Raw genomic sequence first — 14,000 nt, 5'->3', positions numbered from 1 at the left:
CCCAGTCGAGGAGCGAGACCGCACTGTGGCTCGCTCCGGTCCCCACAGCAGTCGCCAGTCTTGGTCACTGGAGGCGGATAACGGCGGACACCCTTGCCGTCTTTCCCACGCCTATCAGACAGGCCGTTACCGCTGTCTTTAAAAGCCAACCAGCCACCACGTTCAAATTCAGCGACAAGTGTAAGCCGCAGGTGGCCGAGATTGGGGGCGGCTGTGTCAACGGTGTTATCGCGCGTTCTAGGTGCGATTACAGCGTGGGACGAGCTGGGAGACGCGGTGGGTTGTCCGCGGCTCTCAGTCGAGGAGCGAGACCGCACTCTGGCTCGCTCCGGTCCCCACAGCCGCCCCCAATCTTGGCCACCGAAGGCGGACACTCACGAACACCCACACAAAACAAAAAGACAACCAACAAAAAACGCTGGTTGTCTTTTAAAGACTAATCGTGAATTAAAGATGCGGCATGTGCCCGCTTGGTGTACATGTCGATTTCATCTTCGGCAGCTCGAACCCAGTGACGAGGAGAAATTTCAACTAAGTGACGTTCCTTCCCATCATTTTCACCGGAACCGTCGTACGAAATTTCCTCACGAGTCCGTTCGAACTCTGGATCAGGAATTGGGACGGCGGACAGCAAACTCTTGGTGTAGTCGTGCAGTGGGTGGGCGTAGATTTCGTCAGAGTCGGCGATTTCCAACATCCGGCCGTAGTGCATAACCCCGATTCGATCGGAGATGTACTTCACCATGGAGAGGTCATGGGCGATGAACAGGTACGTTAAGCCCTGTTCCCGCTGGAGCTTCTTCATCAAGTTAACCACTTGGGCTTGAATGGAAACGTCCAAAGCGGAGATTGGTTCATCGGCAATCACGAACTTAGGATCCACGGCTAAGGCCCGTGCAATCCCGATCCGTTGCCGTTGCCCACCAGAGAATTCGTGGGGGTAACGACTGGAGTGGTCTTTGTTCAACCCAACGGTTTCCAACAGGTCTTCCACCCGCTTGGAACGGTCGGCATCGTCTTTGGCCAAGTGGTTGATATCAATTCCTTCAGCCACAATGTCCTTGACCTTCATCCGGGGGTTCAGTGAAGCGTAGGGATCTTGGAAGATCATCTGCATGTCCTGACGGAACTCACGTTGGTCAGACTTACTCTTAAAGTTATCGACGTTCTTCCCGTTGAACAGGATTTCACCAGACGTTGGTTCGTACAAGTGAATGATGGCCCGTCCGGTCGTGGTCTTCCCAGAACCGGATTCACCAACAAGCCCAAAGGTTTCACCCTTGTAGATATCAAAGGAGATATCATCAACGGCCCGGACTTCATCCTTCTTGCCCACGTTGAAGTATTGTTTGAGGTGCTTGACCTCGAGGATTTTCTCGGCATTTTCGTAGTCCATTATTGCTGTTCCTCCTCTTCTTCAACCGGACTAGTTGTCCGTTGCGTTTGTACCAACTTGGATTGCATCTCAGCGTACTTCTTTTGCCGTTCCACGATTTGTGCGGGCGGCGTAACTTCAGGTGCATCCGGATGCATCAACCAAGTCGCAGCGTAATGCGTATCGGAAACCTTGAAGAAAGGTGGTTCCTTCTCGGTGTCGATCTTCAAAGCGTACGCGTTCCGGGCGGCGAAAGCGTCCCCCTTTGGTGGGTCCAATAAGTCAGGTGGCGTCCCAGGAATTGATGGCAATTCATCGCCACCAGTATCCATGGTTGGCATCGAGCTCAACAGGCCCCACGTGTACGGGTGCTTCGGGTTGTAGAAGATTTCATCGACCGTTCCGTATTCCACGATTTTACCCGCGTACATAACGGCAACCCGGTCGGCCATCCCAGCCACAACACCCAAGTCATGAGTGATGAAAATGATGGAGGTTGAAATTTTGTCTTGTAATTCCTTCATCAAGTTCAAAATTTGTGCCTGAATCGTCACGTCCAAAGCGGTCGTTGGTTCATCGGCAATCAGAATTTCTGGGTAGTTGACCAACGCAATCGCAATCACGATCCGTTGCCGCATCCCACCAGAGAATTGGTGCGGATAATCATTGATCCGGTTTTCGGCGTCAGTGATCCCAACTAATTTCATCATTTCCAAGGCTTGCGCCAAGGCTTTTTCTTTCTTCATACCCTTATGAACCATCAGGGGTTCAGCAATCTGCCGACCGATCTTCATGGTTGGGTCCAAGGACGTCATTGGGTCTTGGAAGATTTCGGCGATATCTTGTCCCCGAATGGCTTCCATTTCCTTTTCTGACTTCTTTAAGAGGTCGTCGCCCTTGTACTTGATTGTCCCACTAGCAATGTCAGCGTTGGAGGCGTTCAGGCCCATGATAGTCCGCGTTGTAACGGACTTACCAGAACCAGATTCACCAACGATAGCCAGGGTTTCACCTTTACGTAAATCAAAACTCACGTCCCGAATAGCCTTAACGTCACCGGCATAAGTTTTGAAATTTACTTGAAGGTTGCGTACTTCCAAAATGTTTTTTTCGTTCTCCATGACGTTACTTCACCTACTCTTTCGTCCGTGGGTCAAAGGCATCCCGTAAGCCATCACCTAAGAGGTTAAAGGCTAACATGATGATGGAAAGGACCAGAGCTGGCCACCACATTTGATATGGTAAGAACTGGAAGTTCTTCTGCCCATCGTTCAACAACGTCCCTAGTGAAGCCTGTGGTGAGGAAATCCCAATCCCAATGTAGGACAAGGTGGCTTCGAAGAAGATGGCGTTGGGAATCGTGAACATCGTGTTGATGATGATCACACTCGACAAGTTCGGGAGCAGGTGTTTAAAGGCAATCTGCATCGGCCGTTCTCCCAGCGTTCTCGCCGCTAGGATGAATTCCTGCTCCTTTAACTCCATCGTCTGCGCTCGGACTAGCCGGGCCATGTTGGTCCAGGATGTCAGCGCGATGGCGATGATGATCGAGGTCATCCCTGGTTTCAGGATCAAGATCAGTAACACAATCACAACTAAGTTAGGGATGGACAGGATGATTTCAATGATCCGTTGCATGATGGTATCAATCCGACCACCCTTCCATCCTGAGAACATCCCGTACGTGACCCCAATCGTTAAGTCAAAGAGGGTCGCGACTAACGCGATGATCAGAGAAATCCGTGTCCCGTAAAGGACCCGAGAGAACAGGTCCCGACCTAAGTAGTCGGTTCCCATGATGTAATGTAAGTTTGAAGCGCCTGCTTGTTTGTAGGCGTCGACCCGTTGACCAGCTTGAACTAAGGTCCCGTTGAACCCATTGATACCGATGCCGGGAATCTTAGATGGTAAGTTGGCGTAGGAAGGATTAACGGCGTTGGGATTGTGCGGTGAAACAAAGATTGAACCGAAGGCCATGATGAACACGATGGCCAGCACAATCAATGAGATCCAAGCCCCTTTGTTCTTCCGTAACCGCCGCCATGCATCTTGGGCGAAAGTTAAAGAAGGTGCCGCAATTTTTTCACTGTCTAACGCCGACCGGTCATCGGCCGAAATCGGCTTAAAGCTATCTTCAGGGAGTTTTACTGTATCTGCCATTTATTTACCTCCTAGTTAGCCTTTCCTGTGATCCGAATCCGTGGGTCAACGATTCCGTAAAGGATATCGGTGAACAACAGAACGACACAGAGCATAAATGAATAGATGATGGTCAGTCCCATGATGGTTGGGTAATCGTTAGTCAAGACGGACTTGACGAATTGTTCCCCGATACCAGGAATGGAGAAGATGTTTTCAACAACCATCGACCCAGTCATAATGTTTACGGCTAACGGTCCAACAATCGTAATCAAAGGAATCAAACTGTTCCGCAGCGCATGGTGGTAAATAACCCCCGTGCGGCTCAGCCCTTTGGCCTTGGCCAGTTCGATGTAATCCGAACTGAGCACGTCGACCATTTCGGTTCGGACGAACCGGGCCGACTCAGCTAACGGCGTCGCGCCCAACGCTAAGGTTGGCAGCACCGTGTAGATGAAGCCACCCCATTCAGCAATTGGGAACCAGCCAAGCTTTAACCCCAGGTAGTACTGGAGTAAGACGGCCAAGACGAAGGAAGGAATAGAAATCCCTAAGATAGATACGAACGTGGCTGAAGTATCAACCCACGTGTTTTGTTTCATCGCCCCAAATGAACCAACGATGATCCCAATGATAACCCCAAAGATCATGGCTTGCAGCCCAATCTGCAAGGATGGTCCGATCCGACTTGATAACAGGTAGGAAACGGGTTGGTCACTGAATTGGAAGGACGTTCCGAAGTTGCCTCGGACGGCACCCGCTAGGTACAGCAGGTATTGTTGCCAAACTGGCTTGTTCAACCCATATTGTTCATAAATCAGAGCAATCTGACTCTTGGACAATTTAGCTTGGTTGGTCAGTGGCGTCCCGGGTAACAACTTCATTAGGAAGAACGTCACGGTAATAACGATGAATAAGGTCAGGACCAGATAAAAGATCCGCTTTGCTAGGTACTTTGCCATTTGTTTACCTCTCAATCAGTAGACTTATTCGTTACCGTTAAGTTGTTGAACTTAACAAAAACTCCACGAAAACAACAAGATGATAAATGATTGCAATAATACCGAAAAGTAAGGACCAACTTCGCGTCAATCCTTACTCTCCGATAAAGCTTATTATGTTGAGCTCTCACCCAACGAGTAATAACTGATTAATACGTGACTTACTTAGAAATGTAAGCTGAACTGAAGTCCCAGTTAGCGCCGGTTGGGAAGTAGATCAAGCCCTTAACATTGGATTTAACCAATTGTGCTTTACCTTGTTGGTAAACGGGGATGATCCCTTGGTCGCCCAAGATGGTCTTTTGTGCGTTGACCATGTCACTCCAACGAGCGTCAGCGTTGTTAGCATCCTTACCAGATGCAGCCTTGACGTACTTGTCGTAGCTCTTTGAAGCCCATTTCCCGTTGTTGTATGAGTTACCAGAAGTAAACAGGGACAAGAATGAGATTGGGTCTGGGAAGTCGGCACCCCATGCGGAGATAACGGCATCGAACTGGCCATCTTGTGAACGAGCAAGCCGGGTCTTGAATGGTAAGTTACTGTTGGTAACCTTCAAGCCGTCCAACTTAGCCCATTGACTTTGGATGAATTCAGCAGAGTTCTTACCAGCTGGCGTATCGTCAGCCATCAAGGTAAGTGAGTAGCTCTTCCGACCGGTTTCCTTCAAAGCTTGCTTCCAAAGCTTCTTAGCCTTGGTCAAGTCTTGGGTGGTAGCGGAAGGAACAGCGGCTGCAGTGTTGAAGTCTTTGCCGTTCTTAGAAGCTAAACCAGTTGATACTAAGCCCTTCGCAGCAGTTGAGCCATCGGCTAAGACCTTGTTGACGAATTGGTTCCGGTTGATAGCTAATGATAAGGCTTGACGAGCCTTCTTGTTCTTCATCATTGAATCTTTCTTTTCGTTCAATTCAATGTAGAAGGTTGAAGCACTCTTCCGTTCAACGTATTGCTTACTGTTCTTGTAGTTCTTTGGTTGTTGACCACTCAAGTAAGTTGCGTCAAGCTTGCCACTCTGGTATTGGCTCAATGAAGTTTGTGGATCCTTCATCGTCTTGAAGTTGATCTTCTTTAGTTTAACATTCTTTGCGTTCCAGTACTTAGTGTTTTTGCTCAAGGTCCAGTTATCAGACGTCCCGGTCCAGTAAGTCAATTTGAATGGGCCGTTGTAGACGTTGCTGGCAGCGTTCGTAGCGTATTTCTTACCGTACTTTTGAACAACTGATTGGTTTTGTGGGAAGAACATTGGGCTAGCAACCAGTGCTGGGAAGTAACTAGTTGCTTGCGTTAAGGTAACGACCAGCTTGTAATCACCAACCGCCTTAACCCCTAAACTAGAGACAGGCTTCTTCTTGGCAATGATGGCGTTAGCGTTCTTAACTTGCGCATACATGTAAGAATATTGTGAAGCGGTCTTAGGATTGACGGTGCGTTGCCAGGCATAAACGAAATCTTTAGCGGTTACTTTATCACCGTTACTCCAGTTAGACTTACGTAAGTTGAAGGTGTAAGTCTTACCGTCTTTAGACTTGGTATAACTCTTGGCTACACCAGGAAGCGTCTTACTGTTCTTACCGAAACGCAGTAAACCTTCGTTGGTGTTGTTTTCTGTTTCCCCTGAAACAACGTCGGTGGACGTAGATAAGTCCATTGATGGTAATGCTGAGTTTTCCATCCAGTTTAAGGTTTGTTTACTTGCCTCGCTGGAACTGCTTGAGGATGAGCCACACGCTGCCAGCAATACTGCGGCGAACGTTGCGACTGTCCCTAATTTGACTGCCGAATTGATCTTCATTTAAATCCAACCCCTCTTAGTTGTTTGAGAAATAAATTGACACCTCAAATTTGATGTTTCCAATTGTATATTAGAAAACCATTAAAATCAATGCTAATTACTAATTTAATTTAAAATAGTTTTCACAATACTTGATACGTAGGCGTTTCAAAATAAAAATTAAAATTTGATTTCACATTTTATACAGTGAAATCGCCACTTTTTTGTATAACATATACAATAATTGGCCGGAATTTACAATCACTACACGGTTAATATCCATTTCCCACCTAAAAAGCGGTGAATCAGGTCACCCCGATTCACCGCTCTCATAATTCTGTTAAAGTTGTTCTCCCAATCAGGTCAGTTCAGCCTCTGATTAAAGTGGATCGGTCAGAAGGCCTCTGAATGACCGCGTAAGGCAATTACCGATGATACCGTCTATCTACAGGCTAATCAGTTACTTAGCGATGTAAGCGCGGCTGTAATCCCAGTTAGCGCCAACTGGGAAGTAGACGACACCCTTGACCTTAGACTTCATCAATTGTGGCATTCCCGTCTGGTAAACTGGAATGATCCCTTGGTCCTTCAGCATAACCTTCTGTGCGTCGACCAGGTTCTGCCACCGGGCACTAGGCTTGTTGGCGTTGGTCGTCGTTGCTTCGTCGATCAACTTGTCGTAAGACTTGGAAGACCATCTCCCGTTGTTGTACGTGTTCCCGGTTGTGAACAGGGACAGGTCGGTGATTGGGTCTGGGAAGTCGGCACTCCACCCACTGACAACGGCTTCGAATTGGCCATTTTGTGAGCGAGATAACCGTGTCTTGTAAGGAATGTTGGAGTTGGTAACCTTGAAGTTATCCAATTTAGCCCACTGACTTTGAATGTACTCAGTCGCACTCTTACCGGCTGGCGTATCGTCAGCTAACAAGGTAATCGAGTAACTCTTCCGACCAGTTTCCTTTAAGGCTTGCTTCCAAAGGGTCTTCGCCTTGTCTAAGTTGTACGAGGTGGCTGATGGAACGGAAGCCGTCTTAGAGAAGTCCTTGCCGTTGCGGATAGCTAAACCAGAGGAAACGATCCCCGTGGCTGCCTTCGAGCCATCTTGCATCACCTTGTTGACGTATTGTTGCCGGTTGATGACCATGGATAAGGCTTGACGTGCCTTCTTGTTCTTGAGCATGGTATCCTTCCGTTGGTTCAGTTCAACGTAGGTGATCCGTGAGCTGACCCGTGAATGGAAGTCCTTGTTGTTCTTGTAGTTCTTAGGTTGTTGCCCACTCAGGAAGATAGCATCTAACTTGCCACTTTGGTACTGACTCAAAGCGGTTTGTGGGTCCTTCACAGCGCTGTACTTAACGTGTTGTAATTTAACGACCTTAGCATCCCAGTACTTCGGGTTCTTCGTTAAAGTCCAGTCGTCGGAGGTTCCGGACCACTTGGTCAACTTGAACGGCCCGTTGTAGACGTTGTGCTTGGCATCCGTCGCAAACTTCTTGCCGTACTTATCAACGGCCTTCTTGTTAACGGGGTAGAAACATTGTTGGGCAACCAACGTTGGGAAGTAACTAACTGGGTGTTCCAGTGTGACAACCAACTTGTAGTCGCCGTCCTTCTTGACCCCTAAGGCTGAAGCTGGCTTCTTGTTCTTCATGATGGCGTTGGCGTTCTTGATATCTGCGTACAGGTAAGCGTACTGTGAACCCGTCTTAGGGGCAATCGTCCGCTGCCATGAGTAAACGAAGTCTTGCGCAGTGACCTTTTCACCGTTACTCCATTGCGACTTCCGCAGGTTAAACGTGTAAGTCAACCCGTCTTTGGATTTGGAATAGCTCTTCGCTAATCCTGGTAACGTCTTGCTGTTCTTGCCAAATCGTAACAGGCCCTCACCTGTGTTGTTCAGCGTTTCACCGGAAATAATATCCGTGGCCTTGGCGTTATCCATGGAAGACAGTGATGACGTCTCCATGAGGTGTAAGGTTTGGTCCTTAGCCTTACTACTGCTTGAGGAGGTGCCGCACGCTGCGAGTAACACAGTTGCCAGCGACGCCACCGTCCCTAACTTAACAATTGACTTAACCTTCATACAATTCCGACCCCTCTATGTAAATACTTAGGAAACTAAGCGTTGAGGATATATTAAATGATAAAACGATTAGAATCAATAGTGAAATTTAATGTTAGTCCATGCAAATCGTTACGAATCCTTTAATACCGCCCTTACCAGGCCAAATAAAATATTTAATTTTAATTAGAAATTCTAAGGATTTTCTAAGGTTTAGTCATTTTGATAGTTCGAAAACCGTTATCGACTTAAAAATAGCCTCACTCAGTCACCTGCGGCGGTCAGATATTCCGCCTGCTGTGGGGAACGCCTACGGCCTGAAAAGCGGTCCTTCGGCTCGGTTTGAAGCCTGGAAAAACCACCAGTCTCCAAACACGTCCCACGCTGTAAGCCGAGAATCGGCTAACACCGTCGACACAGCTGGCTCCACCTCTGACCACCTCCGGTTAAACGGGTTCTTGGAAGCTAAGCTAGCTTAAATGCCTGAATGACAGGCACCTTATGCAATATTATTAACGCTCAACTAGGTAGCCGAGAGTGAGTCAAATTTGGACTCAGCTGTGGGATTTTCAAGTGGTTTTCTTGAAGCCGCGTTCCCGTCCAAATTTGGCGAACGGTAAGGCGGTAATTTCCCACTATGTTTGACTAACCCCCAATCCTTGTTGTATCAAGCATAGTGAGTGTTTCAGGGCTTAACCTTTAGATTTTGATAACTGAAATCAAACAAAAAGGTCACGGAAAGCTATTTCCCGTGACCTTTTATCTGACTAAATTTTAGTTGGAACACGCTTAAGCTGACAATTCCACCTTAGCACAACCAGTATGCGTACAATGTATCGAGCCAGCAATCAGCAGATAGTGCCCCGTGTCGGCGGTCTTAGCTGGGGGAACTATCCCTGCTTAGAGCGCGGTCAATCTTTGAAACGCACGATTTTGGTGCGGTTCAAAGTTGCCCTGAAGACCGATTATCAGGCTTCAGGTCTGCCCCACGGGGCGCTGACTGCTGGTTGTTGGTGACACAACTTACGAGTAACTTAGTTTGCAAATTCATGTTAGCTAACAAAGACACTGTCCAACAGCTCATCTGCAAAAACATCGCCATGTTAGCCGAGAGGGCGGAGAAAATAGGCTCAGCCGTGGCACTGCCTTAGCCCGGTGATTTTCCGTGGTTAGGCAGAACCGAGTTTCGAGACCGCCCTTCGGCTCGAAATCGTGTTCACAGCGTTCCAGCCTATTTTTTCCGCCCGGTAAGGCGGCAAACAATAACTACTACTTAGCAATGTAAGCCCGGCTGAAGTCCCAGTTAGCGCCAACTGGGAAGTAAACGACACCCTTCACACTAGACTTCACCAGCTGTGGCTTCCCGTTCTGATAGAACGGAATGATTCCTTGATCGTTTAACAGAACCTTCTGTGCCTTGATCAAATCTTGCCAACGTTGACCTGCCCGGTTGGCATCTGAACCAGTTGCTGCCTTGATCAGACGGTCATAGGACTTGTTGGACCACTTGCCTTCGTTGTAGGAGTTCCCAGTCGTAAAGAGCTGAAGGAATGTGATTGGGTCAGCAAAGTCGGCTCCCCAAGCTGTGACAATGGAATCAAAGTCCCCACTGGCACACCGCGCTAACACCGTCTTGTATGGGACGTTAGCGTTGGTGACCTTCAATCCGGGTAACTTGGCCCACTGACTTTGGACAAACTCGGTCGAGTTCTTCCCTGCGGCCGTATCATCTGCGGTCAAGGTCATGCTATAACTCTTGCGGCCAGTTTCCTTCAAGGCTTCTTGCCATAACTGCTTAGCCTTCTTCAAGTTCTGGCTAGTACCAGCTGGCACCTTGGCTGATGCCGCAAAATCTTTCCCCTTGTACGAAGCCAGGCCATCGGTAACCAGACCGGTTGGAGCGACTGACCCATCGTCCATCACCTTATTGGTAAATTGTTGCCGGTTGATGGCCAGAGAAAGGGCTTGACGAGCCTTCTTGTTCTTCATCATGGTATCTTTGCGTTGGTTGACTTCGATGTACGTCGCCCGGGCACTAGTCCGTGAGACGTATTCCTTACTGTTCTTGTAATTCTTTGGTTGTTGGCCGCTCAGATAAATGGCATCCAGCTTGCCACTCTGGTACTGACTCAACGCCGTCTGAGGATCCTTAACGGCCTCAAATTTCACGTGGTGCAACTTCACCCGCTTGGCGTTCCAATAAGACGGGTTCTTAGTTAACGTCCAGTTGTCAGAAGTCCCCGTCCAGTAGGTCAGCTTAAATGGCCCGTTATACACATTTTGTTGGGCGTTGCCGGCGTACTGCTTGCCATACTTTTCAACAACTTTTTGGTCCTGTGGGAAGAACGTTGTCCCCGCAACCAGGTTAGGAAAGTAGCTGACAGGATGTGTCAGGTGAACGACGAATTGATACTTTCCTACTGCCTTGACCCCCAGTGTGGACACTGCCTTTTTACTCTTCATAATGGCATTCGCGTTCTGAACGTCCGCAAAGAGATAAGCATACTCGGAAGCCGTCTTAGGATTAACGGTCCGTTGCCAGGAATAAACAAAATCCTTAGCAGTCACTGGATCACCGTTACTCCACTTAGATTTTCGAAGGTTAAACGTGTACGTCTTGCCATCTTTAGATTTACTGTAGCTTTTGGCAACCCCAGGATGTAAACTGCTCTTTTTGCCGACCCGCAATAGGCCCTCACCTGTGTTGTTCAACGTCTCAGCAGACACGTTGTCGACGGCTTTAGAAATATCCATCGTTGGTAATGCTGAGTTCTCCATCCAGGTTAAGGTTTGATCCTTAGCCTGACTGCTACTGCTGGAGGCAGACCCACATGCGGCTAATAATACCGTGGCAAACGTGGCTACTGCTCCTAGCTTGACAATCCTTGTAACCTTCATAAAAATTCCGACCCCTCTAAGTTTATAATCTGCCTTAAAAAGACAACGAGGATTATTTTAAATTATAAAACAATTAGAATCAATAGTGAATTTTAATTAAATGGTTTTACTAGCTAATATTTATTCAAAACATCATTGCCATGTTATACTCAACATATAACCTTTAAAGGAGGGTGATCTCTTGGAAGAAACCCCACGAACACCAGTCATTACGATTGGTTTAAATGCCGGTCAGGCAACGTTTGGCTACTCAATGACCGAACTTAAAAATTTAGTCGAAGCCAACAATATGACGGTTGCTGAGGAAGTTCAGCAAGCTTTACCAAAACCCAACCCAGGGACCTACTTCGGTACCGGGAAGGTCGAGGAACTGGCAACCATCGTCGCCGATGATGGTGTTGACACGATTGTCGTCAACGATGAACTGTCACCCAGTCAGATTCGGAACCTTGAGGCTGGTACTAAGGCCCGCATCATGGACCGCACTGGCTTGATTCTCGAAATCTTTGCGAACCGGGCGCAATCCCGTGAAGCCAAACTCCAAGTCCAGTTGGCCATGCTTCAATACCAACTTCCCCGCCTGCATACCAGTGCTTCTCAACGACTGGACCAACAGACTGGGAGCGGTGGCGGCGGTGGCTTTACCAACCGTGGTGCCGGTGAATCTCAAACTGAAATGAGTCGGCGGACCATTCAACGGTCCATCAACCACGTCAACCATGAACTCAAGGAAATCAATCAAGCGGCCGCAACCCAGCGCCAGCAACGGGAACGTAATCAACTCCCTTCTGTAGCCTTGGTTGGCTATACCAACGCCGGCAAGTCCACGTTAATGAACGCCTTGGTCCGTGAATTTGGGAAGAACGAAGAGAAACAGGTCTTCGTTAAAAACATGCTGTTTGCCACGTTGGATACCAGCGTACGCCAACTGACCTTCCTCGACCAAAAGAAACTGTTATTGAGTGACACGGTTGGATTCGTAAGCCAATTGCCAACGCAACTGGTAAAGGCCTTCCGCTCAACGCTGGCTGAAGCAGCGAATGCTGATCTGCTGATCCAAGTGGTGGACTACGCTGACCCGAACCGCGAAGCCATGATGGCCACGACGGAAAAGACCTTGATGGACATCGGTGTAACTGACGTGCCAATGATCACGGTCTTCAACAAGGCTGACTTAACGGATGCTGAATTCCCTAGCCGCGTGGGCGATCAACTCGTCCTCTCAGCGCAGGACCCCGCCTCCGTTGACCTGTTAGTTCAGGCCATGAAGGAGAAGGTCTTCCACAATTACGTAACGGCCAACTTCTTGGTACCGTTCGCAGATGGTGACGTGGTAGCGTACCTGAACGACCACGCTAACGTCCTCAGCACGGACTACGAAGCTGAAGGAACGGCCTTACGGGTCGAACTACAATCGGCTGATTTCGACCGATTCAAGCGCTACGTGGTTACTGAATAATCTATCGCATTAAAAAATGGCTTTCCAATCTGGTTTGATTGGAAAGCCATTTTTGTTCTAACTTGCCGCCTTACCGGTCACAGCGGATGGGCTGGAACGGTGCCTCACCACACAGTTTGTGCTCCGGAGACCAGGGATTCCGCTAGCTGTGGGGACGCTCCAGACTGAGAAGCGGTCTTCCGACTCGATTTGGAGCCGCCAAGAACAGCGTCTCCAAAGTCGCCCGTGCTGTAAACTGGAAACCCACCAGTTAACACCACCTTCACTGCTAGTTCCATCCCTGGTCTCCTACGACAAAAAATGTGAGACGTTCAATGTAACTGTTGATATATTTCGAAATACATAGCATCGTTTTTCAACTAAACAATTGTTCAACTCAAATTAATCGCACATAGTCAGATAATTAATCAGCTTAAGTTCACCGCAACATAAGCCGCAGGGTTCCAGGGCAGGTGTCAGCGGTGAAAGTGGCGTTAGCTCGGCGGTTTTCCGAGGTTACGCCACGGGACGAGTTTTGAGACTCGGTGATATTCCGAGTCTTAAAACCGAGCCGGAGGACCGCCCCACAGGCCGCAGGCGGTCCCCACGGCTGACGCCTGCCCTGGAACCCGGAGGCGCACCCAGCCAACGAACTTAAGCCTGACGTTTTTCTAAGTAACGGGCGAGAACGGACAGCAGGTAACAAACGATAAAGTACATCACCGCAATCGCCAAGAACATCGGAATGATGTAATTGGTGTTTTGCCCGTAAATAATCTGTGACCGGTACAACATTTCTGGCAACAGAATAATCGTTGCCAGTGACGTATCCTTCACCAACGAGATAAATTGACTGACAATCGCAGGAATCATCTTGTTCAGCGCTTGTGGTAACACAATGTACCAGAGTCCTTGCCAGTAAGTCAGCCCGTTGGCCCGGGCCCCTTCCATCTGGCCTGAATCAACAGCCTGAATCCCTGAACGCACAATTTCTGCCAACATGGTGGATTCAAAAATAGTCATGGCCAAGATGGCAGCTGGAATAATTTCCGGCTTGACCCCCAGGTTTGGCAAACCAAAGTACGTGAAGAACAAGATTAAAATCAACGGTAAGTTCCGAATCACATCAATGATGACCCCGATGATGGCGGACACATATTTAATTTTAACGTAGCGAATAATACCCAGAATGGAGCCAATGATAAAGCTACCAACGATGGACACGACGGAAACCAGTAACGTGATTCCCAAGCCCCCGAACAGGTAACGCAGGTTATCTGGGGAGTAAGCGCCAATAAAGTTTTGCAGCATATTT

General features: G+C 48.4%; 9 protein-coding genes. 1 reads left to right on the top strand and 8 read right to left on the bottom strand.

From position 1 onward, the window contains the following. Window positions 1-436 precede the first annotated feature (436 nt). From EKM87_RS06830 to EKM87_RS06795, 7 genes are all read right to left on the bottom strand, one after another. The gene (locus EKM87_RS06830) at window positions 437-1,396 is read right to left on the bottom strand and encodes an ABC transporter ATP-binding protein (protein WP_125683187.1); all 960 of its coding nucleotides are present in this window, start codon (window positions 1,394-1,396) and stop codon (window positions 437-439) included. Further along, complete coding sequence (locus EKM87_RS06825) at window positions 1,396-2,496, bottom strand: ABC transporter ATP-binding protein (protein ID WP_125683185.1); 1,101 nt, start codon at window positions 2,494-2,496, stop codon at window positions 1,396-1,398. Before EKM87_RS06825 ends, EKM87_RS06830 begins: the two co-directional genes overlap by 1 nt. A gap of 13 nt (window positions 2,497-2,509) precedes the next feature. Continuing rightward, complete coding sequence (locus EKM87_RS06820; RefSeq protein WP_125683183.1) at window positions 2,510-3,535, bottom strand: ABC transporter permease; 1,026 nt, start codon at window positions 3,533-3,535, stop codon at window positions 2,510-2,512. Window positions 3,536-3,546: 11 nt separating this feature from the next. Beyond that, window positions 3,547-4,476, bottom strand: coding sequence for an oligopeptide ABC transporter permease (gene opp3b / locus EKM87_RS06815; protein WP_125683181.1), 930 nt, complete (start codon window positions 4,474-4,476; stop codon window positions 3,547-3,549). Window positions 4,477-4,676: 200 nt separating this feature from the next. Beyond that, window positions 4,677-6,305: a peptide ABC transporter substrate-binding protein gene (locus EKM87_RS06810; RefSeq protein WP_125683179.1), complete on the bottom strand. Its 1,629-nt coding sequence runs from the start codon at window positions 6,303-6,305 to the stop codon at window positions 4,677-4,679. Window positions 6,306-6,744: 439 nt separating this feature from the next. Next, window positions 6,745-8,370 (bottom strand): peptide ABC transporter substrate-binding protein, encoded by a 1,626-nt coding sequence (locus tag EKM87_RS06805; protein ID WP_125683177.1) that lies wholly within the window; start codon window positions 8,368-8,370, stop codon window positions 6,745-6,747. Between the two features lie 1,248 nt (window positions 8,371-9,618). Further along, on the bottom strand, window positions 9,619-11,247 hold the full coding sequence (locus tag EKM87_RS06795) for a peptide ABC transporter substrate-binding protein (RefSeq protein ID WP_125683173.1): 1,629 nt from the start codon (window positions 11,245-11,247) through the stop codon (window positions 9,619-9,621). Window positions 11,248-11,428: 181 nt separating this feature from the next. Between EKM87_RS06795 and hflX the strand changes: the two genes are divergently transcribed. Then, entirely contained in the window at window positions 11,429-12,706 is a 1,278-nt protein-coding gene (gene hflX, locus EKM87_RS06790) for a GTPase HflX (RefSeq protein ID WP_125683171.1), read from the top strand. Window positions 12,707-13,339: 633 nt separating this feature from the next. On the opposite strand, the gene EKM87_RS06785 is transcribed toward hflX, so the two are convergent. Next, entirely contained in the window at window positions 13,340-13,993 is a 654-nt protein-coding gene (locus EKM87_RS06785; RefSeq protein ID WP_191988569.1) for an amino acid ABC transporter permease, read from the bottom strand. Window positions 13,994-14,000: the final 7 nt, after the last annotated feature.

Origin of the sequence: Levilactobacillus yonginensis, assembly GCF_003946265.1 — a bacterium.
GTDB classification, from domain to species: Bacteria; Bacillota; Bacilli; order Lactobacillales; family Lactobacillaceae; genus Levilactobacillus; species Levilactobacillus yonginensis.
The sequence above is the reverse complement of the archived record's forward strand: the minus strand, read 5'-3'. Positions and strand labels throughout refer to the sequence as shown.

What these genes read in the sequence shown, in the direction of transcription:
- EKM87_RS06820 (WP_125683183.1), bottom strand. Translation starts at nt 3,535, where the DNA reads ATGGCAGATACAGTAAAACTCCCTGAAGATAGCTTTAAGCCGATTTCG.
- EKM87_RS06825 (WP_125683185.1), bottom strand. Translation starts at nt 2,496, where the DNA reads ATGGAGAACGAAAAAAACATTTTGGAAGTACGCAACCTTCAAGTAAAT.
- EKM87_RS06830 (WP_125683187.1), bottom strand. Translation starts at nt 1,396, where the DNA reads ATGGACTACGAAAATGCCGAGAAAATCCTCGAGGTCAAGCACCTCAAA.
- opp3b (WP_125683181.1), bottom strand. Translation starts at nt 4,476, where the DNA reads ATGGCAAAGTACCTAGCAAAGCGGATCTTTTATCTGGTCCTGACCTTA.
- EKM87_RS06810 (WP_125683179.1), bottom strand. Translation starts at nt 6,305, where the DNA reads ATGAAGATCAATTCGGCAGTCAAATTAGGGACAGTCGCAACGTTCGCC.
- EKM87_RS06805 (WP_125683177.1), bottom strand. Translation starts at nt 8,370, where the DNA reads ATGAAGGTTAAGTCAATTGTTAAGTTAGGGACGGTGGCGTCGCTGGCA.
- EKM87_RS06795 (WP_125683173.1), bottom strand. Translation starts at nt 11,247, where the DNA reads ATGAAGGTTACAAGGATTGTCAAGCTAGGAGCAGTAGCCACGTTTGCC.